Genomic DNA, 22,906 nt, shown 5'->3' with positions numbered 1-22,906 from the left:
GATGAGCGATAGCCCAACCACCATGCCCGCCTACGTGCCGCCGCCACCGCGCCGTCTGCTGGAACCGCACCGGATTTTTCTTATCGCCGTCTTCGGACTGATCGTCTTCTGCGCGATCTGGTTCATGCGCTGGGACTGGCTGCCGAAATATCAATGGAGGCTGATCGACGGCATCGGCGAGACCCTGTTCCTGCTGTTCACCACTGCAGGCATCGGCTTTCTGCTCGCCCTGCCCATCGGCCTTGTCCAGGTCACCGGCCCCTGGCCGCTCGCCTGGCTCGCGCGTGGCTTCTGCACGCTCATCCGCGGCACGCCGCTGCTGCTGCAGCTGTGGCTGCTTTATTATGGCCTCGGCTCGGTCTTCGCGCAGTTTCCGGAAATCCGCCAATCCTTCGCCTGGCCCTATCTGCGCCAGGCCTGGCCATATGGCTTTACCGCGCTGATGCTCTCCTTCGCCGCCTATGAGGGTGAGGTGATGCGCGGCGCCTTTGCCGGCGTGCCGCGCGGTGAGCTGGAAGCCGCCCGCGCCTTCGGCATGGGCCGCTTCACCATGTTCCGCCGCATCTGGCTGCCCCGCGCTATCTACCGCGCTCTGCCGACCTTGAGCGGAGAAACCGTGCTGCAGCTGAAATCGACACCCCTGGTCGCGACGATCACCGTCGTCGATGTCTATGCGGTCATTTCCAAAGTGCGACAGGATACCTATCTGACCTATGAGCCGCTGCTGCTGCTCGCACTGATCTATATGTGTCTCACCGGGATTCTGGTAATGCTCTTCCGTTTCCTGGAAAACCGGATTCCCAGTCGCGGTGCCTAATGGCCCTTTGTGGTGCGTAAATGACAATTCAGACCCCGAATATCCTTCCCGATCTCGTCGCCACGCGGCGCCATCTCCACACGATCCCGGAGATCGGCCTGTCTGAGTTCAAGACCTCCGACTATGTCGCCGCCGAACTGACGGCCATGGGCTACGAAGTCACCCGCGGACTTTCGAAGACCGGCATCGTCGCGACGCTGCGCAACGGCACGTCCTCAAAGAGCATCGGCATTCGCGCCGATTTCGACGCCCTGCCGATCCTGGAAGAAACCGGGGCAGAGTACGCCAGCACCCATCCGGGTGTCATGCACGCCTGCGGCCACGACGGCCACACGACCATGCTGCTGGGTGCCGCGAAGATCCTGGCCGAACGCAAGCGTTTCGACGGCACGATCCACCTCATCTTCCAGCCGGCGGAAGAGAACTTCGGCGGCGCGCGGCTGATGATGGACGACGGCCTCTTCGAGCGTTTCCCGTGTGACGCCGTCTTCGGCCTTCACAACGACCCGTCGCTTCCCTTCGGCCAGTTCGCTTTCCTCGATGGCCCGATGATGGCGGCCGCTGACGAGTGCAAGATCACCGTCATCGGCAAGGGCGGCCACGGCGCGGAACCGCAGGCCGCTGCAGACCCGATCGTCTGCGGCGCCAGCATCATCATGGCATTGCAGAGCATTGCCTCCCGCAACATCCACCCGCTGCAGGCCTCCGTCATCACGGTGGGTGCTTTCAACAGCGGTGTTGCCAGCAACGTCATTCCGGAACGCGCCGAGATGCGCCTAACCGTTCGCTCGCTCGATCCGGACGTCCGCGACGAACAGGAGCGCCGCATCACCCTGATCGCGGAAGGTCAGGCCGCCAGCTACGGCATGCGCGCCGAGGTCGACTATGAGCGCGGCTATCCGCCGATGATCAATCCGAAGGCCGAGACGGACTATGTCCGCGCCCTGGCGGAGCGCTTTGCAGGTACCGACAAGGTGACCAATCTCACCCGGCCCTTCATGGGCAGCGAGGATTTCGCCTATTTCCTGGAAGAGCGCCCCGGCTGCTACTTCCTGCTCGGCACCGCCAAAACCGACAATGATCCGCCGTTGCACAATCCCAAATACGATTTCAACGACGAAATCCTGCCCATCGGCACCACCTTCTGGGTGGAACTCGCCGAGGATTTCCTCTCCGGAAAATGACCTGTTTCCCGGCTCAATTGCCTAGCTTGAGCCGGGTTCCGGCATCGGAAGCTGCCCGCCAACGGGCAATCCTTGTGGCCGTTCTTTCCCGAACAGCAGGCGCCGCACATCTTCGGAAATCGCCAGCAGCACCGGGATGATGATCAGGGTGATCAGCGTTCCGAACAGTTCGCCATAGGCCAGCGAAACGGCGGCCGGAATGAGGTAGCGCGCCTGTTCCGAGGTTTCGCTCATCAACGGCATCAGGCCGGCGACCGTCGTCGCCGTCGTCAGGAAAATCGCCTGGAACCGGTCGATGCCGCAGCGCCTGACCGCATCCGCATGCGCCATGCCTTCTTCGCGTGACCGGATATAGAAGGTCATCATCACGAGACTGTCGTTGACGATGACGCCGATCAGGGCCAGCACCCCGAAAAAGGACAGCATCGAGAAGGGCAGGTCCATCAGGACATGTCCCAGAACGGCTCCGACGAAACCGAACGGCACCACGGACATGATGATGACCGGCTTGAAATAGGATTTGAGCGGTACTGCCATCAGCGCATAGATCAGGAAGCAGGCGATGATGAAGGCCTTGACCAGGCCGCCTTTCATCTCGCCAATATCTTCCAGCTCGCCGCCGGCCGAAATCTCCAGCCCCGGATATTTGGCTTCCAGCCCTTCACTGAACGTGCCGAAGATCGCCTGCCCGATTTCCTCGGGCGCCACCACCTCGCGATTGATATCGGCCAGCACGGTCGCCGTCAGGGCACCGTTTCGCCGCTCGATGTGATCGGCGACGTAACGTGCCTCGACAGTGGCAACGCCCGACAGGGGTATCCAGTCGCCTCTCTCGTTCCTAAGCCGCAGCTTCAGGAGATCCTCGACCCGGTCGCGCGCGGTCCTGGCGTTGCGCACGATCACGCGGACTTCGGAATTGCCACGATGAATGCGCTGGGCCTCCCCGCCGCCGAAGGCATAACCGATCTGGCTGGCGAGCCGCTCGGAGGTAAACCCGAGAGTTTGCGCTTCCGGTTTCAGCTTGAGCCGCAGTTCCGGCTGTCCGCCCAGGATCGTGTCGCGAGTGTTGGAGACGCCGGCAAATTCACCCAGTTTCTGCCGGAGGTCCAGGGCAGCCTGTTCCAGAACCGCGCGGTCCTTGGCGGTCATCCGGATCTGGAAGCCGCCGCCGAAATCCTCGCTGGCGGTGAAACTCAGCTTGGACACACCTTCCATCGGACTGAGGTTTTTCTGCCAGGCCTGCAGAATGTCGTTGGCCGCAAGCCCCGGACGCTCCGCCGACGGCGTCACTTCCACATACATTTCCGCCGAGGCCGTGCCGTTGACGAAGCTGAAGACATGCGCGACAGGCCCTTCGCCGTCGGCGTTCTGAAGCGACTTGTCGCTGTTTAACGCCAGAACGGCCGCTTCCAGCTGACCGACATTGAAGTTCGTCAGATGGAACGGGGCCCGCTGGTCCATCTGCAGATTGACGGTGATCACCTGCCCGGGCACGGTCGGAAAGAAAGCCGACTTGATCTGCCCCTTGGCCATCAGTCCGAATGTCAGGACCGCGGCGGCAGTAAAACAGATCAGGACGGCATATCTGTTTGCAAGCGACCAGGTCAGCACTGGTGCATAGATCCTGTCGCGGAAGCCGGCCAGGAGCGCCTGCGCACTCTTCTGCACCCGTTTCCACGCCCGGGCGACCGGGTGCGTTCGTTCTGGCGGCGATTTCAGATGCGCCAGATGTGCCGGCAGGATCAGCTTGCTCTCCATCAGCGAGAACAACAGCGCCAGGATGACGACACCGGCAAATCCCGACAGCACCTTGCCGAGCGGACTGTCGATCAGGAGCATGGGGAAGAAGGCGGCAACCGTCGTCAGCACACCGAACACCGTCGCGGTGGAAACAAGCTCGACCCCGGTTTCCGTTGCCTTGATCGGATCGGCGATGCGCCCCCTGTGCTCATGCACACTCTCCCCGACCACGATCGCATCGTCCACCAGGATGCCCAGCACGATGATGAAGCCGAATGTGGTGATGTCGTTGAGCGAATAGTCGATCCAGCCCGTCGTGGCGAGCGCGAAGGCCCCTGCCATGGAGACGGGTATGCCCATGGCAACCCAGAAGGCCAGTTTGGCATCGAGAAACACGGCCAGGATCAGCGCGACCAGAAACAGGCCCTGCAACGCATTGCTGCCGAGAAGCTCCAGCCGATCGGAAATATAGGTTTTTGAATTTCCCCAGATCGCAATTCGCACACCTTCCGGCAACCGGCTTTGGGTCTTGGCGATGACGGCCTCCGCCGCATCGGAAACATGCAGCAGATTGTCCCTGCGGCCGATCATGATCTCCATGCCGGCGGAGGGCTGCCTGTTGAATCGCGCCTCGATGTTGATTTCCTCAAACCCGTCCGTCACCGTGGCGATATCGCCAAGCCGCGTCACGGTCCCATCCGGCCAGGTGACGACCGGGATCTCCTCGTAGTCCCGCTTGGACAAGGCCTGATTGTCGGCCCTGAGCGTTATGTCGCCGCCCCTTGTGCGCAACGTGCCGCCCTGGAAATAAAGGGCCGAGGCCCGGATGCGATCCATCACATCGGCAATCGTCAGATCCAACCGTTCCAGCGTGCCGGGCTGGAACTCGATCGCGATCTCCTGATCCTGCAGGCCCATGTCGGTGACGCGGGAAATTTGCGGATCGGCCAGCAGGTCCGCGCGCAGATCGCGGGCGATCTTCTGCAGGCTTTTCAGATCGGTGTCGCCATAAACCTGCACATAGAGCGCCGGCATGTCATAGGCGTTGGTATCGATCACCGGACGGCGGGCGTCCTTCGGCAGATCGTAGATCCCGTCCACTTTCAGCCGAACCTTGTCGAGGAGTTTCTGCAGGTCGGTGCCGTTCGTCTTGCGTATCGAAATGACGGACGTCCCCGGCGCTGAGACCGACTGGATCGACTTCACATTCTCCAGATCCTCCAGGGCCTTCTCGATCTTCAGCGTGATCTGCGCGTCCACCTGCGCCGTGTAGGCATTCGGCAGGACCGTCGTGACCGTGATCATGTCGGCCGGGATCTTCGGAAAGCCCTCGATGCGGACGGTCAACATCGAGACGATGCCGGCGACCAGCAGAAAAACCATAAGCAGGTTGGCAGCCACGGGATTGCGGAGGAACCAGTTGGTGAGCCGGGTCATTTCGCAATCTCCCCTTCCACCGGGGCGACTTTCTGTCCCGGCAGATAGGCGTTCATCGGCAGCGTCACGATCCGGAAATCCTGCGTCCGGCGCAGTTCCTCCGGCACCTCCACGATCACCCGGCCGTTGTTGTGAAACAGGGCCCGCGCCTCGAAACGCCGCAGACGGTCGTCCATATCGATGAACCAGACAAATCCATCCTGCGTAAGTGCGCTTTCCGGTATCTGCAGCGTGCCGGAAACCGGCGCTCCGGGCAGGTCCACCCGCACGAACTGCCCCGGCAGGATCCCGGAACTGCGGTCCTTTTCCACTTCGAGAAAGATCTGATACTTGCGCGATTGCGGATCGAGGAACCCGCCGCCACGTGTGACCCTCGCCGTGCCGGCCCTGTCGCCGCTCTCATTCAGGAGAACAGCCTCGACGCTCTGCCAGTCGCGGTTCATCAGAGCCCATTCACGCTCGTTTACCGAAACCTGTATATCCAGCTTGCTGTCGTCGAGCAGCGAAAACAGGCTTTCTCCCGCATTGATATTCTGCCCCGGGCTCACCTGACGCCGGGCAACGATGGCATGGAAGGGCGCCTTCAATTCGGTGGATGCCAGATCGTATTCGGCAGCCTCCAGCCGGGTCCGGGCAGCGGCGACCGCTTCTTCGGCCACGCGAACTTCCGGCAGGTGGATGGCCAGGTCAGGCGGCTCGATCCCGGGTCGTACCGCGCGCCAGTCCTTCAGGGCTATGTCGCGTTTTTTCTCTTTCTGCAGCAATTCGAGCCTGGCACTCTCCAGACTGGAGCGTGCCTCTGCCAGATTTGCCCGATAGGGCGCATTTTCCAGTTTCAGGAGCACCGTTCCCGCGACAACCCGCGTCCCGGCCAGCGCAAGGGGCACCTCCCCTGAGACGATCCCCGTGACGCGCGCCTGTAACTCCACCTGCCAGCGCGGTGCCACTTCCGCGAAAACCGACACGGCACCGGCATGACTGCCGGTGATGGCTGTGGTGAAGGCCACCGGCTGCAAGACTGCCGTCTGGTGTGAGGCGGCAACGTCGGCCGTATCCTCCACCTCGCTGAGCAACAGCCCAACAGCGCCCAGCGCAAGCAGAACCCAAAACGCTTTTCTCATAGGCCTTGTCCCTGGGAACATGCTGCGGTCACGGGAAGGGCCTCAGGCATTTTGAGCCCCCGTTTCAGGACTGTTGATTCGCCGGGTGATTTCGCTCAGCCGTGACCAGCTCTGCAGTGTCAGCGGCAGCATCAGGGCCGCCTCGACATATTCCCAGGAATAGGTTGCGATCGAGAAGATCCTGCCGGCGGTAACATCGGGCAAAGCCGCGGCTGCGTGGAGATTGAAGGCGATGAACGCGACCTGAAGCAGAAAGATGCTGCCATAGACCACTGCCTCGGTATCGGAAATGGCCACTTCATGGCTGCGCAACGCGCGCAGATGCCGGAACACCGCCAGCCGGCTGCCACCGGCCAGGAGCTCGACCTGCCGCTCCCGCTGGTCGTTCAACCGGCCGTTATGGGCGTAGAAGACGCGATGGAAACAGCCGTAGACCAGGATGATCCCGAGCCCGACCGCAAGCGCCGAAATCCCGAGCGGCAGACCGAACCAGATCAGCACCCCGAGGCTGACGGCGATCTGAATGATCGCGGTCAGAAGCTCCGGAACTTCCTTCTCCAGGAAGTCGACAAGCTCTCGCGTCATGTCGACCCGCACGGTCCGCCTGGAAACCTCCAGCCCCGCCGTCCGGTCCTGCAGGACGTGGCCCAGGCGAAGACGGATCGTTCCGTAGGCGCGGGTGTCGTAGAGACGCCTTGCGATCGCGACCATCCCGAGAGCTGAAAGCGTCGTCACCAGCCAAAGAAGCTCCGTTATCCGGCCGGCCAGCAAACCGTCGACCGACATTCCGATGAACAGCGGAATAAGGGCAATCAGGATGTTTTCCACCAGCACGATGCCCCAGGTCAGGCCGATCTGCCGCCGGAATGCCTTGAGGATAAAGGCAAGATCTATTCGAATGGGCATGACACCTCCCTGTTTCCCGAACCGCTTCCGCTGTCCCGTTGCCGGCGGGTTGCCTGAAGGACCTTTCCGTTTCGGCCCAGCGCCCGCCACTCCCCGCAACAGACAAATTTGGACGAACGTTCGTTCAGATAAAAATTGGACGAACGATCGTTCATCATATAGGAAGGGAAAAATCAAGCACAATCTTTGCCGCGTGAGTCGCCATGCCCCTACCCCTGTCCCGAAGCGAAACCAAGGATGCCCGGCGCGAGCATATCGTGGAAGTCGCCGCTGCCTGCTTCATCGAGAAGGGTTTTCACCAGACGAGCATCCGCGACATTGCCCGGGCCGCGAAGGTGTCCCTCGGCAACATCTACAATCACTTTGCGGGAAAGGCGGAACTGATCGCCGAAATTGCCCGGCTCGAAGCGGAGGAACTGGCCTCTCTTCAGGAAACGCTTTCCGGCGCGAGCGATCAGAAAGCGGCGCTTGAAACCTTTGTTGCGGATTATCTCGCCATGTGCAGCACACCTGCGAATGCCGCACTGACGATCGAGATCCTGTCGGAGGCCATGCGTAATCCGGACATATCGACCGGTTTCCTCAAAAACCGCGAAGAGCTGCTCCGGGTTCTGGAGACAACCGTCGGCAAGTTGAGACCGAAAGGCAGTGGCAAGGATGGCCTCAGCCACCGTACGTGCGCGGAATTCCTGCTGGATCTCGTCGAAGGTCTGGCCCTGCGCGTTGCTTTTGCCGGCAGGTTGGCCACGCCTCAGGAAGTCAGGGCGCTCAAGACAGCTGTTCAGAACATGATTATGCCGGCCGGGACTTGATCAGTGGCAGCGCTTCAACCGGCTCGATTGAACCACCAGAAGCACTGCCCTGCATGCCGGAAGTCAATTCACGCGGTCATCTGATCGCGGGATGTGGCCTGTTCTCGGGACAGCATCCGTGCGGCGGCGTCCCGCCCGGCCCGGATAGCCCCCTCGACATAAGCGGGAAACCGCGTCGCCAGTTCCGTTGAGGCGAAGGAGATGGCACCCTCGCCCTGCCGGATCCCCGCCACCGCGCCGGCCCCGAAAGGCCCCGCCGCATAGGCATTGTAGCCGCCGGTTGCGAGCGGATCGCCGCCCCAGTCACGCTCGACGTAATCGAGTGGCTCTGCGGCCTCTTCTCCGAGTGCCCTTGCCAGATCGCCGAGGATTTTCACCCTGCGGTCTTCCGGCGGCATGGCGCGCAGAACCGCCGCGCTGGGCCCGCCTGCGAACCCGACCAGCATGGGCTTTTCGGGCGACATGCTGGAATCGCCAAACCACATGCCCGACGGCTCAACCCACTGGCAAAGCCCGCTGAGCCCCTCGTCCCGCCAGAACGCCCGATCGTAGCGGATCAGGAACTTGTAGGTATCCGTCGGATGAAATGCCTGCAGCGCCTGCATCAGGTCACTGGACAGCGCCGGCTCGAAGAGCATTTCCCGTGCCTGCAGAGGCGATGTGGCGACAAGAACCGTGTGCGCCCGGTAGACGTCTTCCCCGGCCTCGATCCGAAAGCCGTTACCGGAGCGGGTCACCTTGCGGACCGGCCTGTCGAGATCGACGCAACCGAGCTCCGCGGCCAGCAGCTCGGCAACCCGATGAAGGCTACCCTCCACGAAATACTGCATCTCCGTAAAGCCTTCCGGCCCCGTGTCGCGCAAATGCAGAAGTTCCCTGAACGGCAATGCCTCGGCGTCGATGCAATTGGCGCATTCGGCCATCGAGCGGGCAGCGAGGCGCACGTCCCTGTCGGCAATTGTCCGTTCCATCCAGCCGGCAACCGAAAGCCCGGCCTCCTCCGCCGTCACGTCCGCCCCGCTTGGAAGCTGGTAATAGTAAAGCTTCAAGGCTTCCGCGAAATGCGCCGCGTCGTCCGGTCCTGGAAGCGCGACGGGACGGCCTGCCGTGACATCCGGCGCGATCAACCGGGCACCGAAACGGTCGACCAGATCCAGCACATTCTGCATCTCGTCCGAGATGAACTGACCGCCGATATCGACCCGTTCGCCCAGCCCGTTGACCAGGGAATTCGTGCGTCCGCCCACACGCTCGCGCGCTTCGATCACACGCACGCTCCACCCCGCGGATATCAGCAGCTCCGCCGCGCTCAGCCCCGCATATCCGGCCCCGATCACAACGCAGTCATAAGTCACGACGGACCTCCATATTTGTTGAACGTTCATTCAATATTGCATGAGCAATTACCGCAGGACAAGAGCACCGGCGAGAGGATTTTTTGAACCCATCGCGACGCCAGCCGAGTGTTTCCCCGCAAGGCGGGAACAGGTTTGCCTGCAGCAAGCACGCCGGACCAATGTCCTCGAGGATACCCGGCAGCCCAAGTAAAACGCGGCATGCCTTGACCATTCTTGAAGTTGGCTCGCCTGAGCCAGCAGGACCGCCCCTTGTTCTTGCCGCCCTCTCACCGCTAAACAGAAAAGATTGCCTTGGAGGGCGTCAGATGACATCGGAATTTTCCGGAAAGACCATTCTCATCACCGGCGCCGCCAGCGGTTTCGGTAAATTGCTTGCCGCGCGGCTCTCGGCTCTGGAGGCAAATCTCGTTCTCGGCGACATCGATAAGGCCGGCCTGGAGCGGGTGGCAGGAGACTTGCCCGGCCCTGCGGAGTTTCTGCCCTGCGACGTGAGGAAGGAGACCGAGGTCAATGCCTTGTGTACCCTTGCGCGAACAGCCTTCGGCTGCCTGGACATTGCCGTCAACAATGCCGGCATGGCCCCGCCGATGAAGAGCTTTCTGGAGACCACCGAAGCCGATTTGGACAGGGTCTTTGCGGTCAACACCAAAGGTGTCTTCTTCGGCATGAAACATCAGATCCCCTTGATGCTTGACGGCGGCGGCGGCGCTATCCTGAACGTTGCCTCCGTCGCAGGCCTCAACGCGGCTCCAAAGCTCGCTGCCTATGCCGCCGCCAAGCACGCGGTTGTCGGCCTGACCCGGACCGCGGCGGTCGAGTTCGCCCGCCACAACGTCCGCATCAATGCCATCTGCCCCTTCTTCAGCCCGACCCCGCTCGTGACCGAAAGCGGCTTTGCGGACCGTCAGGATTTCCTGGCCACCGGCGTTCCGATGAAACGCCTGGGCGAACCCGCCGAAATTGTCGAAACCATGCTCTCGATCCTGCGCCCGGCCAACACCTACCTCACCGGACAGGCCATCGCCGTCGATGGCGGCGTTCTGGCGCTTTAGGCAGATTTCGCTCGGTGTCCGGGTGCTGGGTGAAGGGCTGGCGGTTTCCGCATCCGGAGGATGATTCTCATCCGGGCCGTGGGGAGGGACCAAGGCCTTGAAAGAAATGACAGGAACACTTTCCGGCGAGCCGCTGAAGGCCATGGTGCTCGTCGTATTCTGGCTATCTTTGGCGGAAATCTGACAAGCAAATCAGATCCCTTTGTGCCTAGCATGAACACATGCTCGTCCGGGCCTTTGACGGATAGGCACATCCGCTTTCCGACATCGGTAGATCGAACGCCGCATGACCACTTCGAATGCCCTGAATTGGGACCGCAATCCTGTGGTCACCAGCATTGTCTGTATCCTTGGCGCTGTTGTCAGCTTCTCGCTCGGCGACATGACGATGAAGCACATTTCCGAGACAACCGTCCCGTTGCACCAGGCGGTCGCCATGAGGTCCGCGATCGCGCTGGTCTTGACGCTGCTGCTGTTTCGCGGCGGCAGGTCGCTGATCGAAGCCTTCCGGACGGACCGGCCGGTTCAGCATCTGGTGCGCGGTCTGGAGGTCTCCGTCTCCAACATCACCTATTTTGCGGCCCTCGCCGCTCTGCCGATGGCGGACACTGCAGCCATCTTTTTCATCGCACCGATGCTGCTGACGGCCCTTTCGGCAATCTTCATCGGAGACCGCGTCGGGCCCTTCCGCTGGGCCGCCCTGGTGGTCGGCTTTTGCGGTGTGATGCTGATTATCCGGCCCGGATCACCTGACTTCCAGTGGGTGTATATTCTGCCCGCCCTCTCCGCGCTCGCCTATGCGGTGATGCAGACGATCACGAGGGGCATGGGTCTGCGTGAAAGCACCCTGTCGATGGCCGTTTATGCGCAGGTCGGCTTTCTTGCCGGCTCGCTGGTTCTTGCGCTTGCCCTGGGCGACGGCCGCTTTGCCGGATCCGGCGGACCGGCTGCCGACTTCCTGCTCAGACCCTGGGTTCTTCCCTCTTATCGCGAGCTTATGCTGATCACGATCACCGGCGTTACCATCACCGCCGGCGGGTACCTCATCAGCCAGGCCTACCGGCTCTCGTCGGCCAGCATCGTCGCGCCCTTCGAATATACGAGCCTTGCGCTGGCAGTCAGCTGGGGCTTCCTGATCTGGGGCGATATTCCCGATGCCCTGGCAAGCATCGGCATCACGCTCATCCTGGTCTCCGGGATCACCATCGCCATTCGTGAAGCCCGCGCCGGCAGGAAACACCTCTCGGCTCAGCGCGTGGCTGTCCGCCGATAGGGCTTCAGAGGATCAGCTCTCCGTCGCCATGGCATAGCGCACCCACTCCTGGAAGCGGTGAACCTCGAATTCCTGCGGCATCAAGGTGCCGTGTTCGAACTTCTCGGATCTGAGGCCGCGCTGGTTCATCTCGCAGGCGTCGCCGTCCTGGCTCATGACGATGCCGGCGAAGTTCACCACATTGCCCATGTCAAAGCCCGGCGCCGACAGCGTTTCGGGCAGAAACAGCCATTCCGCCTTGAGTTCGGTCAGTTCCGGTCCCAGTGGCCGCACCGAGACCGCACGCACATAGTCGACATGGGCGACGACGAACAGACCCGGCAGCATCGTGACGAAGGTTTGTCCCGCTTCCCGTTCGGCCGCCGACAGGTTCTGGAATTCCGGCCCGCAAGGCTGTCCGTTCAATGTCCAGCTGCGCGCTCCGGCTTTCAGTGCCGGTTGGACCGCCTCCAGGTCCGGCTGCCAGTCCGGCGCTTCGTTCGGTGCCATATACCCCTTGGAATAAATCGGCACCATCTCAGACAGTTCAGGATGAATGCCCGGGCAGTGCAGGCATTCGTTGTAGTTCTCCCAGAAGATCTTCCAGTTGCAGGAAAGCTGCTTGACCCAGGTGTGGCCGGTGACAAGCTCGCGCATCGGCCAGTTGTCGAAGGCCTTCGCGCCAAGATCGGGCACATTGTCGAAATCGGGCGGCGTATCGGCAAGACAGACGAACAGGAAGCCGTTCCATTCCCGCACATGCACCTTGAAAAGGCCGAACTTCTCCTTGCGGAAATCCGTTGGAACCGAAACAAACGGCGTGCGGACGAGATCGCCGGAAAAACTGTAGCTCCACTGGTGGTAGGGGCAGGAAATCAGCTTCGACTTGAGACTTTTCTCGTCGCTTGTACAGAGCTCCGAACCTCGATGACGGCAGGTGTTGTGAAACGCGGTCACATGTCCCTCCCGGTCCTTGACCAGGACGATATTCTGACCACCGACGGACATCCGCCGCATGGTCATTTCAGGCAGATCCCTGTCCCGCCCGGCATAGACCCAGCTCCGGCGCCAGACTGCCTTCTCCTCTGCCGCATGCCACGCGGGATCGAAATAGGAGCGCGCCGGCAACGATGGTGGACAATGATCAAGCAGAGGTGAACCTTCGGGACGCGCAATCATCTCGCTCATCGGACCAACCTCCACTTTTCGACCGACAGAACATTCTGAAATACCGTGATAAAATGCCCTTATTTTGAATGAACTGTCAATCAATGTGAAACAGCAAACAGAGTGGACATTGCCGTTTGGGCAAACCGTGTGCGACATACCAACCAGTCCGAGAGGAACCGCCTTAAGGGCAGGAGCCGTGTCCCGGCGAAAAGAGAAGCGAAATTGCAGTTCGCAAAGGCCTGCAACAAAGGCGTGGATCGCGCCGCGTGTCCGTACCACCGAATACCCGGGCTCCCTATGGACAACCTCCGGCACCGAAACTCAACGCAGGTTACGATATAACATTTTTATTGACGAATGTAACAACATAACATAGTCGTTCGTACTGCAGGCCTGACGGTGTGCAATAGGAAATTGCCGGAGCCGGCCTGTGTTGCAGAAGCCGGTCAAGCGCGACCGGGATTCGGCGATCTTCTTGGACAAGCTCACCAATCCCCGGCTGTTTCAGCAGATCGCCAGCGAAACGGCTCTGAAAACCGGCGGCACGCTCCACTTGGGAGCCTTGTCGGATGAAAATCGTCCTGCCGTGACCTGCATCGAGAGGATGCAGCACGGCATGGACGCGATCAAACATGTGGTCTCGGGAAGCTGAGACGGTCCAGGCGAATGGTAAGGCGGGGATCTCCGCCTTTCTTTTGATCAAGAAATGTAATGGTATAACATATTGGAGAACGGAATGCGGAAAAACCTGTTTGCTTCAGCCGCGTTGGCACTCGTCTTCGCCTCGGCCGCAGTGCCCGCCAAGGCGGACGAAGTGACGGCATGGCGCCTGTTCGTTTCGGATCATGGTGCTCCGAAGGTAACGGTCGTGGATGCCGTCAAGGGCGAGACGATCGATACGTTCCCGCTCAAGGCACCGGCTTCGCTTTACCGCAGCAAGGGCGGTGAAGCGATCTTTGCCGTTCAGCGGGACGGCAATCTCATCACCGCGATCTCGAGCGGCATCGCCTTTGAAGACCATGGCGATCACGGCGACATCGAGGTCGCATTACCGAAGATCACAGGAGCGGAGATCGCGGGCGAGTATCCTGTCCACTTTGTCGAGCATGACGGACAACTGGCTGTCTTCTTCGACAAGGAAGGCGTCGCTCGTGTCTTCAGCGAAAGCGACGCGTTGAAAGGCAAGGTCGACGCGCGTGCGGTGGCAGCCGGCGCACCGCATCACGGGGTCGCGGTCGCCTATGGCGATCACGATCTGGTATCCGTTCCCCATCCCGAGGACCCGTCCAAACTGCCGGTCGGCATCCGCGTTCTTGACCGGGCAGGCGAGCAGACCGGCACAATAGCCGAATGCCCGGATCTGCACGGCGAAGCAGCGTCCGGCAAATTGCTGGTCTTTGCCTGCGCAACGGGTTTGCTCGTCGTCACCGGGGGGGATGGCGCACCGCAGATCAGCCATGTGCCCTATCCCGGCACGCTTCCCGAAGGCAAATCGACCACCGTCATCGGCGGCATCGGCATCCAGTACTTCCTTGGCAACTACGGCGCTGACAAGGTGGTGATCATCGACCCGACAGATGGCGGAGACTTCCGGCTGATCGATCTGCCGATGCGCCGCGTTCACTTCACCGTCGATCCGGTCCGGCCGCAATTTTCCTATGTCTTCACCGAAGATGGCCAGCTTCACCAGCTCGACATCCTGAAGGGCGCCATCACCAACTCACTGGCATTGACCAACGCCTATTCGATGGATGGACACTGGAGCGATCCGCGTCCGCGGGTGGCCGTGGCAGGCGACACCATCGTCGTCACGGATCCGCTGGCCGGCAAGCTTCATCTCGTCGGTGCCGCCGACTTCAGGAAGGCGGGTGAAATTGCAGTCGACGGCAAGCCCTACAACATCGTCGCCGTCGGAGGCTCCGGCGATATGCACGGCGACGCGGCTAATGAGAAGCACGCCCACAGTCACGCGGACGATCAGGTCTACAAGGGTTATTTCGAGGACGACCAGATCCAGGCGCGAACCCTGTCGGACTGGGAAGGCGACTGGCAGTCCGTCTATCCGTATCTCCGGGACGGATCGCTCGACAAGGTCATGACCCACAAGGCGGAACATGGCGACAAGACCGCCGAGGAATACAAGGCCTATTACGACACCGGTTACCGGACCGACGTCGAGCGCATCACGATCGACGGTGAAACCGTGACCTTCTTCTCCGAAGGGGTGCCGCTCAAGGCCAGCTATGTAAGCGATGGCCGGGAGATCCTGACCTACAAGAAGGGCAATCGCGGGGTCCGCTTCATCTTCAAGAAGGTCGAGGGTGACGCGGCCGCACCGCAATTCATCCAGTTCAGCGACCACAGGATCGCCCCTGACAAGGCCGATCACTACCACCTTTACTGGGGGGACGATCGCGCCGCCCTGCTGGAAGAGCTGACGAACTGGCCGACCTATTATCCCTCGTCCCTCAACGCCGAGGAAATCGTCGCGGAAATGCTGGCTCACTGACAGCCCTGGACGCGCCCGGCAGCCTTGCCGGGCGCAACTTCACCTTTAGAGAAAGCTGGAGCTTGCCGTGCTCGAAAAAACCAGTCGCACAGACCGCCTCCCCGTAACCGTTCTCTCCGGATTTCTCGGGGCCGGAAAAACCACCTTGCTCAACCGCGTCCTGAACAACCGCGACGGGCTTCGCGTTGCGGTGATCGTGAATGACATGTCTGAAGTCAATATCGATGCGGACCTTGTCCGGGCAGGCGGGGCGGAACTGAGCAAGACCGACGAAACGCTTGTCGAAATGTCGAACGGCTGCATTTGCTGCACGCTTCGGGACGATCTCCTGCAGGAAGTCCGCCGTCTCGCCGGGGAAGGAAAGTTCGAGTACCTGCTGATCGAGTCGACCGGCATATCCGAACCGCTTCCCGTGGCCGCGACCTTCGAATTCCGCGATGAGGCCGGCCAGAGCCTTGCCGACGTCGCCCGGCTCGACACGATGGTCACGGTGGTGGATGCGGTCAATCTCCTGAAAGACTATTCCAGCCACGACTTCCTGCGTGACCGCGGCGAGACACTTGGCGAGGACGACGAGCGCACGCTCGTGCATCTTCTGACCGACCAGATCGAATTTGCCGAAGTCGTCGTCCTCAACAAGGTCGGCGCTGCCAAGCCTTCCCAGGTGGATGCCGCGCGCAAGATCATCCGCAGCCTCAACGCGGATGCGAAGATCATCGAGGCCGACTATGCCCGGATCGCCATCGAGGAGATCCTGAACACCGGGCTCTTCGACTTCGAGAAGGCCCATGAACACCCGCTTTGGGCAAAGGAGCTCTACGGTTTTGCCGATCATGTACCCGAGACGGAGGAATATGGCGTTGCCTCCTATGTCTACCGGGCACGCCGCCCGTTCGATCCGCAAAAGATCCACGAGCTGCTGAACGGTCCCCTGCCCGGCGTCATTCGCGCCAAGGGTCATTTCTGGGTTGCGACGCGGCCGGACTGGGTGGCGGAATTCTCGCTCGCCGGCGCGCTCTCCAGCGTCAGTCCGCTCGGAACCTGGTGGGTCTCCGTACCGCGCGATCGGTGGCCGCAGGACGAACGCGCACTTGCCTATGTCAAGAACCACTGGTCGGAGCCCTTTGGCGACCGCCGCCAGGAAATCGTCTTCATCGGGTCGGGCATCGACTGGGCACCGCTGCAGAAGCGTCTCGACGACTGCCTGATCGACGAAGCGTCCGGCGACGATCTGGCCCGCTTCGCCCGCCTGCCCGACCCCTTTCCCCGCTGGAACAGGGGCGCGGCTGCGGCATGACCGGTCTGGCATCTTCGAACGCGGCAGGGCACACACAATGTGCCCGTCTTGGTGTCCGTCAAGGCAGCGCGCAGGATGTTCTCATCGGCAGAGATGATGACATTCTGCTCCTGATCGAGGCCCCAGGTGTCGCGGCGGCCATTTGGCAACGCACCCCCGATCCGGAATTCCAGTCCTGGATTGACGCCCTGCCGGCAAACCGGCTTCCGGAAATGCGCACCACCCTGCCGGTCGCTCTTGCCGGGGAAGCGGCTCTGGCCGCCTGCAGGATTGCCGGCATGCCGGAGGAGCGATGGTTGAACATGCTGGCCAGCGACGTCGGAGCGCTGGCGGCAATCTTCGGCCGGATCATGAAAGCGGAGTATGTGCAGATCCGCTTCGACGTTTCCGACGACGCGATGTGCCCGAAGTTCCACCTGGACAATGTTCCGGCCCGACTCCTGTGCACCTACCGCGGCGACGGAACGCAATATGTGCCGGAGGTGCACCAGACAAACCCCGCACGCGTCCGGAACATGCGCACCGGCGCCGTGGGCCTCTTCAAAGGCGGAAAATGGCCGTCCGAGGAACGATGCGGCCTTCTGCACAGATCGCCCGCCGTTCACCCGCACACCGGCGCAAGATTGCTGCTGGTGATCGACGTTGCGGATCCGGCAATCTGATATGCTGCGAAAGGGCAACGCGACTGCCGACACCAGGTACCCTTTCAATTCGCTTGATGGAATCAGGCCGATACTACGCTCCCGATCTGCAACCAGACCGACGACGACGGTTCCAACGCATGCGACTTCACGCGAATGGGCAGCAAGCGGATGCTTGCAGGAGAACCTTCAACCGGTGAGATCTGCCGGACGGCGCGACCTTTACCTGCTGCTTCACGAGGGGAGGATATTCCAACAGGTTGAATTCGATCCCTCTTCGGGCATACAACCGCCCCTCACCCGCCAGCCGCTTCGCTCGTATTCCTGAGCTTCATCAACTCGCCGACAAAGTCCTTCACGAGGCGGGATTTCTGGCTGTTGGGTGGGAAAAGCATGTAGGTCCTGAAGGGCACTGCCGGCGAGAACGGGCGCAAAACAAGGCCGTCCTGGAGGAACTGGCGAACCACCAGCGGGTTCACGAATCCCACCGCATCGCCTGTCAGCACCAGGGCACATACGGTCGCCGCGTTGGGCGTCTCGATGATGTAGCGAGGCGTTACCCCCGCCCTCTTCATCGCGGTGTCGAACCGGTGACGTGCCTGGTCCTCCGGCGCAAGGCCGACAATCGGGCAATCCTTCAAGAGGGCGGGAGTTATCTCGTCGTGGCAAACAAGCGGATGATCCGAGGGCATGGCGATGACCCCGGGGTAATTGCCGAAGACCTGGCTGTCGACACCGGTCCGCTCGATCTCATCCGCCGCGATTCCAATGTCATACCGGCCGTCCGCCACCCCGTTGCGGATCGCGGCCGACCAGGTGATGTGTAGCGTTATACGCACATCGGGATGCCGGGCACGAAAGGCCCGCACCGCCGCCGGGACAAGGGACACGCCCGCCGCCGAAAGGGAGGCCACCCGCAACGACCCGGTTCCGAAATCCCGGATGTTGGCCGCCGCCGCCCGCAGCCGGTCCATGCCGCGGAAATTCTGCTCGACCTCGCGAAAGAAAAGCCGGCCCTCAGGCGTGGGCACCAACCGGCCACGCACCCTGTCGAACAGGGGAAAACGCACCGCCTGCTCCAGCTCAGCGATCAGCCGGGAGACGGCAGGCTGGGTTACCCGCATCAGTTCCGCGGCCCGGACGGTTGAGCCGGAAATCATGACCGCATTGAAGGCCTCGAGCTGACGGTGCTGCATTATAAGATTTTCGCATAGACTGATAAGCCTCTATCAGTATTCCTGCGTCGACCGCCGTGCAATGTTTCCCCGACAGAAAAGGAGCCTGCGCATGCACGATGCAACCCTCACCGTCCATCATCCCGAGGTTTCGAAAGACGGATACACTTCCCTTGGCGTTTCGACGCATCGTGCGTCCGGGATCGTCTTCGACGATGCCGCTGACTACGCAAACCGCGAAAAGCGCGATCTGGACGGATATTCCTATGGCCTGCACGGCACGCCGACACACCGCGTGCTGGAGGCTCAGCTGAGTGCCTTGGAGGGCGGTGCGAAGACGGTGCTTTTGCCTTCGGGGCTGGCGGCGATATCCGTTGTCTTCCTCAGCGTGCTCCGGCCGGGCGACCACCTGCTCCTTCCCGAAACGGTCTACCCGCCCGCAACCGGCCTGTGCCGTGACCTTCTGGAACCCATGGGCATTTCCTGGTCCGTTTATCCACCCGGCATCGGCGCGGGGATCGAGGAGCACATCCGCCCGCAGACGCGCCTGATCTGGACCGAGTCACCCGGCTCGACGACGATGGAAGTGGAAGACATTCCCGCCATTGCGGCCGTGGCCCGCGCGCGCGGCATTCTGACCGGCATCGACAATACCTGGGCAACGCCGCTGCTCTTCAAACCGCTCGCACACGGCATCGATTTTTCGGCCCAGGCGCTGACCAAATACGCGGGAGGTCATTCCGATGTTCTGATGGGCGCCGTCACCGTTGCCGACCCGGATCTGCGCCGCCGGCTGCGCGACACGATGCGGATGCTGGGCATCGGGGTCGCACCGGATGCCGTGTCGCTTGTGCTGCGCGGGCTGGAAACGATGGCCCTGCGTCTGTCTCATGTGGGCCGCGTGGCGACCGGTCTCGCCACCGAGCTTTCAGGCCGGGGCATTGGCGAAGTTCTGTTTCCCGCGTTGCCGGACAGCCCGGGTCACGTGTTCTGGAAACGCGATTTCAGCGGATCAAGTGGCGTCTTCTCCGTGGTCCTCCCGGAGACGGCCAGACCGAAACTCGACGCCGCACTGAACGGGCTGGAAGTGTTCTCCATCGGCTCGTCCTGGGGCAGCACGCGCAGCCTGGTCGCCCCGATGAACGTCGCTGCGTCGCGCGTGCCCCCGCATCCCCGCAACAACAGCATCATCCTGCGGCTGAGCATCGGACTGGAGGACGAACGCGACCTGCGCAACGACCTGGATCGCTTCTTCGGCATGCTGGCCTGAGGGTCTGCCTATCTGCGGGGGTTCTCTTTCACTCCCGTCCTGAAGGTGAAAGAACGGGAATTGGCCCCGCCGATACGACATCGAGATATTTCGTTAAATGCCACGCCGGGTTGCCGTCTTGACCCGGGGGGAACCGGTAGCACCGAAAAGAGGGGCGCTCAGAAGACAAACGCCAAAATGCCCTACTGTGAATACTGCCAGTAACGCCAGGGCCGGCCGCATGTGTCTGCACTGCCTGTTTTCCTTATGCTGCCGTTGACTAGTCTTGAGGAATCCCGCACAAAGAGCCGTCGGTTTCCGAAAGGAATGAAAAGGGAATCCGGTGCACGGCGGAGGCTTGAGCACGTCGCAAACCCGGAGCTGTCCCCGCAACTGTAAGCGAAGAGCGCCCTCAAGCTGGCCACTGGACCGGAACGGATCTGGGAAGGCCGGGGAGCGTGTTGACCCACAAGCCAGGAGACCTGCCGGCGCTTGTTCAATCAAACCCGGGCGGGGTGTCCTGGAGGAGGGTCTCATGACTTGCACCCGAAGGTGTACCGATCCCGGCTACCTGGCCGGCCATGGGTCATACCCGTCTCCGTTTGCTTCGCCGCAACTGGAGCACGGGACACTTGCTCACGACCATTTCTTCAAATCTGTCCGGCCGAATTAAGGTTCCGGACCTTCGCCACGTTCGCCTGGCCATTGCGGCCGTCTTTGTGTTGGCCGGTGTGACCGGCGCTGCCCTGGCTGATCCAATCTCGGTGACCGACGAAACCGATGTCACCGTCACCTTCGAAAACCCGGTCAGCCGGATCGTCGCCTTCAATGCTTATAACGGCGAATTCGTCCGCGCGGTGGCCGGGGTCGAAACCCTTGTCGGTCTCGATGCTGATGGTCTCAAGGAACCGGGTTACTGGCCCGAGGACGGCTCGGTTGCTGTTACCGGGCAGACCCAGAGCGAACCGAACTATGAGGCAATCGTCGCGCTTGATCCGGACGTTGTCATTTTCCCGCGCAACGGCGCTTGAAGACCTTCTGCTATGGCCGGAAGTCATCGGATCGGCGCACTGGCTGGTTGTTGGAACGCCCACCGATGCCGTCGCCGCGATAAAGGACTGGGCCAAGGCCGGTGCCATCGACGGCTGCGTCGCCTTCCCGGGCGGCTCAACGAAAGTGGGGCGCCTGTTTCTGGAACAGGTCGTCCCGGCACTCAGCGACTTCGGCCGCTTCCGCAAGGACTATCGCGGCATAACATTCATCGATCACCCGAGTGATCGCTGACGGCGACGGCTTCACAAATTGCGGTCGGAACGATTGGCGGCTTTTGGGATCAAATTGCAAATTAGATAAACGACCGGATTGGAGCCCCCTTTTTGACCGTCCTGACACATGAAAGGAAACAGGCTCTCTTTTTCAAACAACGTTTGAACTCTCCCGTCTTTCGGTCTACATCCTCCAGACCAACCGAGGAGGGAGTATGGAGCCGGAACCGACACGCCAGCGCCTGTTGTTGAATGCGGAAAGACTGATGGCTGAAAAGGGTATTTCGGCCACTTCCGTGCGCGAGATCACGGACGCCTCGGAAGCCAATGTCGCCTCTGTGAACTATTACTTCGGCAGCAAGAGCGACCTGCTTCTGGAACTTCTGAAGAGCCGCTTTCAGCAACTGGATACCGAACTTCTGGGCCGCCTCGAAGCGGTCAAGAATGCAGGCAACGGCTCTCCTCCGAGCATCGAGGACCTCACCTGCGCCTATTTCGATGCCTTGGTCAATCTTGGCTTCAATCCGAAAACCGGACAGAGGGACCCGTTCATCTTTCTGATCCAGCGGGCTTCCTCTGAACAGGAGAGCGTCCTGGTCAAGGCGCAGGATTACAGTGCGCCCGGAATATCCAGACTGTTCGAGATGCTGGCCGCGACTGTGCCCGATCTCGACCGGAACACCCTGCATCCTAAGATGCTGATCGGCCTGATGTTCACGACATCTGTCGACGCCATGGAAGCAATGGCGGCGGGCGAAGACAATGGCGCACTGGTAAATGCCGTCCGTGCGTTCCTCGTCGCCGGGGTCAAGGCCTACCTGTCGAGCCTTGAAAGATCAATTGACGCCTGAGAACTGTTGAATTCCACGTCGGCATTTGGCATGACGGACCGGCCGAAGGCGCTTGGATCGATCAGTCCTGCGGCACATTCAATTTCAATACGCTCAGCCATTTCAGGGGAATAGCCAGGCGTCCACATCTGGAGACGCATTATGCGCAATTTCCATTGGGTGGCGCTCGCCTTTGCGGCTGCACTCGGTACCCAGGCAAGCCTGGCTGACACAATTTCCATTGAAACGGCGAGCGGTCCGGCAGAGGTCCCTTCGCAACCGGCCAGGATCGCAGTTTTCGACATCGCGGCGATCGACACGCTCTCTGCCCTGGGTGTCGAGATCGCCGGTGCTCCGGCAAATCTCTACGTCGACTATCTTGAAGGCGTTGCCGAGGCGGCCGAACCGGTAGGCACCCTGTTCGAACCGGATTTCGAGGCGATCAATGCGCTGCAGCCGGACCTGATCATCGCAGGCGGACGGTCCTCGACCCAGGTCGAAGCCCTCTCGGCCCTTGCCCCGACAATCGACATGACCATCTGGGGCGACGGCCTCCTGGACCAGGCACGTGCGCGACTGGCCGCCTATGGCACTCTGTTCGGCAAGGCCGAAGAAGCCGGCAAGCTGGACCAGGATCTGGCAAAGGCGATCGACGCGTTCAAGCAGCAAGGAGCGGCAGCGGGCAAGGCCCTGATCGTTTTGACCAACGGCCCCAAGATCAGCGTCTACGGGCCGGGCTCTCGCTTCGGCTGGCTGCACACGGAACTCGGGATCGCCCCGGCGGTGGAGGAGATCGAGGACTCCACCCATGGCGAAGGGGTCTCCTTCGAGTTTATCCGAGACGTCAATCCTGACTGGCTGCTGGTCATCGACCGGGCGGCAGCCGTTGGCGCAGACGGCGCTTCTGCCCGGGAAACCCTGGACAACAAGCTGGTCGCGGAGACGACGGCCTGGAAAAACGGTCAGGTCGTCTACCTGGACGCCGCCAGGATCTACATTTCCGCCGGCGGATATCAGTCCGTGCTTGGAACCCTGACCGATCTGTCGGCAGCGTTTTCCAAGGCCAACTGATCGGTAGAAGGACCCTTGCG

General features: G+C 61.4%; 20 protein-coding genes and 1 riboswitch. Of the genes, 14 read left to right on the top strand and 6 right to left on the bottom strand.

Going from position 1 to position 22,906, the window contains the following annotated elements; translation table 11 throughout:
* Window position 1 precedes the first annotated feature (1 nt).
* Both ACX3M4_RS27265 and ACX3M4_RS27260 read left to right on the top strand, forming a co-directional pair.
* A complete protein-coding gene (locus ACX3M4_RS27265; RefSeq protein ID WP_459356068.1) occupies window positions 2-817 on the top strand; it encodes an ABC transporter permease in 816 nt (271 codons plus the stop codon).
* A 20-nt stretch (window positions 818-837) separates the two neighbouring features.
* Entirely contained in the window at window positions 838-2,001 is a 1,164-nt protein-coding gene (locus tag ACX3M4_RS27260; RefSeq protein ID WP_459356067.1) for a M20 aminoacylase family protein, read from the top strand.
* Between the two features lie 21 nt (window positions 2,002-2,022).
* On the opposite strand, the gene ACX3M4_RS27255 is transcribed toward ACX3M4_RS27260, so the two are convergent.
* The 3 genes from ACX3M4_RS27255 to ACX3M4_RS27245 are packed head-to-tail and all read right to left on the bottom strand — an operon-like array spanning window position 2,023 to window position 7,205.
* Window positions 2,023-5,178 carry an efflux RND transporter permease subunit gene (locus ACX3M4_RS27255; RefSeq protein WP_459356066.1) on the bottom strand — a complete coding sequence of 1,052 codons (3,156 nt, stop codon included), beginning with the start codon at window positions 5,176-5,178 and terminating at the stop codon, window positions 2,023-2,025.
* A complete protein-coding gene (locus ACX3M4_RS27250; RefSeq protein WP_459356065.1) occupies window positions 5,175-6,299 on the bottom strand; it encodes an efflux RND transporter periplasmic adaptor subunit in 1,125 nt (374 codons plus the stop codon). Before ACX3M4_RS27250 ends, ACX3M4_RS27255 begins: the two co-directional genes overlap by 4 nt.
* Before the next feature lie 42 nt (window positions 6,300-6,341).
* Window positions 6,342-7,205, bottom strand: coding sequence for an ABC transporter six-transmembrane domain-containing protein (locus tag ACX3M4_RS27245; protein ID WP_459356064.1), 864 nt, complete (start codon window positions 7,203-7,205; stop codon window positions 6,342-6,344).
* Window positions 7,206-7,408: 203 nt separating this feature from the next.
* Here ACX3M4_RS27245 and ACX3M4_RS27240 point away from each other — a divergent pair, with 203 nt between their 5' ends.
* On the top strand, window positions 7,409-8,017 hold the full coding sequence (locus ACX3M4_RS27240; RefSeq protein ID WP_459356063.1) for a TetR/AcrR family transcriptional regulator: 609 nt from the start codon (window positions 7,409-7,411) through the stop codon (window positions 8,015-8,017).
* Between the two features lie 68 nt (window positions 8,018-8,085).
* On the opposite strand, the gene ACX3M4_RS27235 is transcribed toward ACX3M4_RS27240, so the two are convergent.
* Window positions 8,086-9,372, bottom strand: coding sequence for a flavin monoamine oxidase family protein (locus ACX3M4_RS27235; protein ID WP_459356062.1), 1,287 nt, complete (start codon window positions 9,370-9,372; stop codon window positions 8,086-8,088).
* 308 nt (window positions 9,373-9,680) lie between these two features.
* Here ACX3M4_RS27235 and ACX3M4_RS27230 point away from each other — a divergent pair, with 308 nt between their 5' ends.
* Both ACX3M4_RS27230 and ACX3M4_RS27225 read left to right on the top strand, forming a co-directional pair.
* The gene (locus tag ACX3M4_RS27230; protein ID WP_459356061.1) at window positions 9,681-10,427 is read left to right on the top strand and encodes an SDR family NAD(P)-dependent oxidoreductase; all 747 of its coding nucleotides are present in this window, start codon (window positions 9,681-9,683) and stop codon (window positions 10,425-10,427) included.
* Window positions 10,428-10,713: 286 nt separating this feature from the next.
* Window positions 10,714-11,700 (top strand): DMT family transporter, encoded by a 987-nt coding sequence (locus ACX3M4_RS27225; protein WP_459356060.1) that lies wholly within the window; start codon window positions 10,714-10,716, stop codon window positions 11,698-11,700.
* Window positions 11,701-11,712: 12 nt separating this feature from the next.
* On the opposite strand, the gene ACX3M4_RS27220 is transcribed toward ACX3M4_RS27225, so the two are convergent.
* Complete coding sequence (locus ACX3M4_RS27220; RefSeq protein ID WP_459356059.1) at window positions 11,713-12,867, bottom strand: aromatic ring-hydroxylating oxygenase subunit alpha; 1,155 nt, start codon at window positions 12,865-12,867, stop codon at window positions 11,713-11,715.
* A gap of 412 nt (window positions 12,868-13,279) precedes the next feature.
* On the opposite strand from ACX3M4_RS27220, the gene ACX3M4_RS27215 reads away from it, so the two are divergent.
* From ACX3M4_RS27215 to ACX3M4_RS27200, 4 genes are all read left to right on the top strand, one after another.
* On the top strand, window positions 13,280-13,501 hold the full coding sequence (locus tag ACX3M4_RS27215; RefSeq protein WP_459356058.1) for a hypothetical protein: 222 nt from the start codon (window positions 13,280-13,282) through the stop codon (window positions 13,499-13,501).
* A gap of 84 nt (window positions 13,502-13,585) precedes the next feature.
* Window positions 13,586-15,358: a zinc metallochaperone AztD gene (gene aztD, locus ACX3M4_RS27210; protein ID WP_459356057.1), complete on the top strand. Its 1,773-nt coding sequence runs from the start codon at window positions 13,586-13,588 to the stop codon at window positions 15,356-15,358.
* Between the two features lie 67 nt (window positions 15,359-15,425).
* Window positions 15,426-16,655 (top strand): GTP-binding protein, encoded by a 1,230-nt coding sequence (locus ACX3M4_RS27205; protein WP_459356056.1) that lies wholly within the window; start codon window positions 15,426-15,428, stop codon window positions 16,653-16,655.
* Window positions 16,652-17,317 (top strand): DUF1826 domain-containing protein, encoded by a 666-nt coding sequence (locus ACX3M4_RS27200; protein ID WP_459356055.1) that lies wholly within the window; start codon window positions 16,652-16,654, stop codon window positions 17,315-17,317. The genes ACX3M4_RS27205 and ACX3M4_RS27200 overlap by 4 nt, the downstream gene beginning before the upstream one ends.
* A gap of 275 nt (window positions 17,318-17,592) precedes the next feature.
* Here ACX3M4_RS27200 and ACX3M4_RS27195 read toward each other — a convergent pair whose 3' ends face one another.
* A complete protein-coding gene (locus ACX3M4_RS27195; protein WP_459356054.1) occupies window positions 17,593-18,492 on the bottom strand; it encodes a LysR substrate-binding domain-containing protein in 900 nt (299 codons plus the stop codon).
* A 91-nt stretch (window positions 18,493-18,583) separates the two neighbouring features.
* On the opposite strand from ACX3M4_RS27195, the gene ACX3M4_RS27190 reads away from it, so the two are divergent.
* The 5 genes from ACX3M4_RS27190 to ACX3M4_RS27170 all read left to right on the top strand — a co-directional run bounded on the left by ACX3M4_RS27190 (window position 18,584) and on the right by ACX3M4_RS27170 (window position 22,886).
* Window positions 18,584-19,741, top strand: coding sequence for a trans-sulfuration enzyme family protein (locus tag ACX3M4_RS27190; protein WP_459356053.1), 1,158 nt, complete (start codon window positions 18,584-18,586; stop codon window positions 19,739-19,741).
* A 274-nt stretch (window positions 19,742-20,015) separates the two neighbouring features.
* Window positions 20,016-20,224: riboswitch (cobalamin riboswitch) on the top strand.
* Between the two features lie 128 nt (window positions 20,225-20,352).
* Window positions 20,353-20,751 carry a hypothetical protein gene (locus ACX3M4_RS27185; protein WP_459356052.1) on the top strand — a complete coding sequence of 133 codons (399 nt, stop codon included), beginning with the start codon at window positions 20,353-20,355 and terminating at the stop codon, window positions 20,749-20,751.
* On the top strand, window positions 20,723-21,004 hold the full coding sequence (locus ACX3M4_RS27180) for a hypothetical protein (protein WP_459356051.1): 282 nt from the start codon (window positions 20,723-20,725) through the stop codon (window positions 21,002-21,004). The genes ACX3M4_RS27185 and ACX3M4_RS27180 overlap by 29 nt, the downstream gene beginning before the upstream one ends.
* A gap of 196 nt (window positions 21,005-21,200) precedes the next feature.
* The gene (locus ACX3M4_RS27175) at window positions 21,201-21,836 is read left to right on the top strand and encodes a TetR family transcriptional regulator (protein ID WP_459356050.1); all 636 of its coding nucleotides are present in this window, start codon (window positions 21,201-21,203) and stop codon (window positions 21,834-21,836) included.
* Between the two features lie 141 nt (window positions 21,837-21,977).
* Window positions 21,978-22,886: a siderophore ABC transporter substrate-binding protein gene (locus tag ACX3M4_RS27170; protein ID WP_459356049.1), complete on the top strand. Its 909-nt coding sequence runs from the start codon at window positions 21,978-21,980 to the stop codon at window positions 22,884-22,886.
* Window positions 22,887-22,906 lie beyond the last annotated feature (20 nt).

The sequence above is a fragment of the Roseibium sp. M-1 genome (genome assembly GCF_054515675.1).
This window is presented reverse-complemented; position numbering and strand designations above follow the sequence as displayed.

Bases quoted from the DNA above. Each gene is read 5' to 3' on its own strand.
- ACX3M4_RS27175 (WP_459356050.1), top strand. From the start codon at position 21,201: ATGGAGCCGGAACCGACACGCCAGCGCCTGTTGTTGAATGCGGAAAGA.
- ACX3M4_RS27260 (WP_459356067.1), top strand. From the start codon at position 838: ATGACAATTCAGACCCCGAATATCCTTCCCGATCTCGTCGCCACGCGG.
- ACX3M4_RS27245 (WP_459356064.1), bottom strand. From the start codon at position 7,205: ATGCCCATTCGAATAGATCTTGCCTTTATCCTCAAGGCATTCCGGCGG.
- ACX3M4_RS27170 (WP_459356049.1), top strand. From the start codon at position 21,978: ATGCGCAATTTCCATTGGGTGGCGCTCGCCTTTGCGGCTGCACTCGGT.
- ACX3M4_RS27230 (WP_459356061.1), top strand. From the start codon at position 9,681: ATGACATCGGAATTTTCCGGAAAGACCATTCTCATCACCGGCGCCGCC.
- ACX3M4_RS27220 (WP_459356059.1), bottom strand. From the start codon at position 12,867: ATGAGCGAGATGATTGCGCGTCCCGAAGGTTCACCTCTGCTTGATCAT.
- ACX3M4_RS27265 (WP_459356068.1), top strand. From the start codon at position 2: ATGAGCGATAGCCCAACCACCATGCCCGCCTACGTGCCGCCGCCACCG.
- ACX3M4_RS27200 (WP_459356055.1), top strand. From the start codon at position 16,652: ATGACCGGTCTGGCATCTTCGAACGCGGCAGGGCACACACAATGTGCC.
- ACX3M4_RS27195 (WP_459356054.1), bottom strand. From the start codon at position 18,492: ATGCAGCACCGTCAGCTCGAGGCCTTCAATGCGGTCATGATTTCCGGC.
- ACX3M4_RS27225 (WP_459356060.1), top strand. From the start codon at position 10,714: ATGACCACTTCGAATGCCCTGAATTGGGACCGCAATCCTGTGGTCACC.
- ACX3M4_RS27190 (WP_459356053.1), top strand. From the start codon at position 18,584: ATGCACGATGCAACCCTCACCGTCCATCATCCCGAGGTTTCGAAAGAC.
- aztD (WP_459356057.1), top strand. From the start codon at position 13,586: ATGCGGAAAAACCTGTTTGCTTCAGCCGCGTTGGCACTCGTCTTCGCC.
- ACX3M4_RS27240 (WP_459356063.1), top strand. From the start codon at position 7,409: ATGCCCCTACCCCTGTCCCGAAGCGAAACCAAGGATGCCCGGCGCGAG.
- ACX3M4_RS27255 (WP_459356066.1), bottom strand. From the start codon at position 5,178: ATGACCCGGCTCACCAACTGGTTCCTCCGCAATCCCGTGGCTGCCAAC.
- ACX3M4_RS27250 (WP_459356065.1), bottom strand. From the start codon at position 6,299: ATGAGAAAAGCGTTTTGGGTTCTGCTTGCGCTGGGCGCTGTTGGGCTG.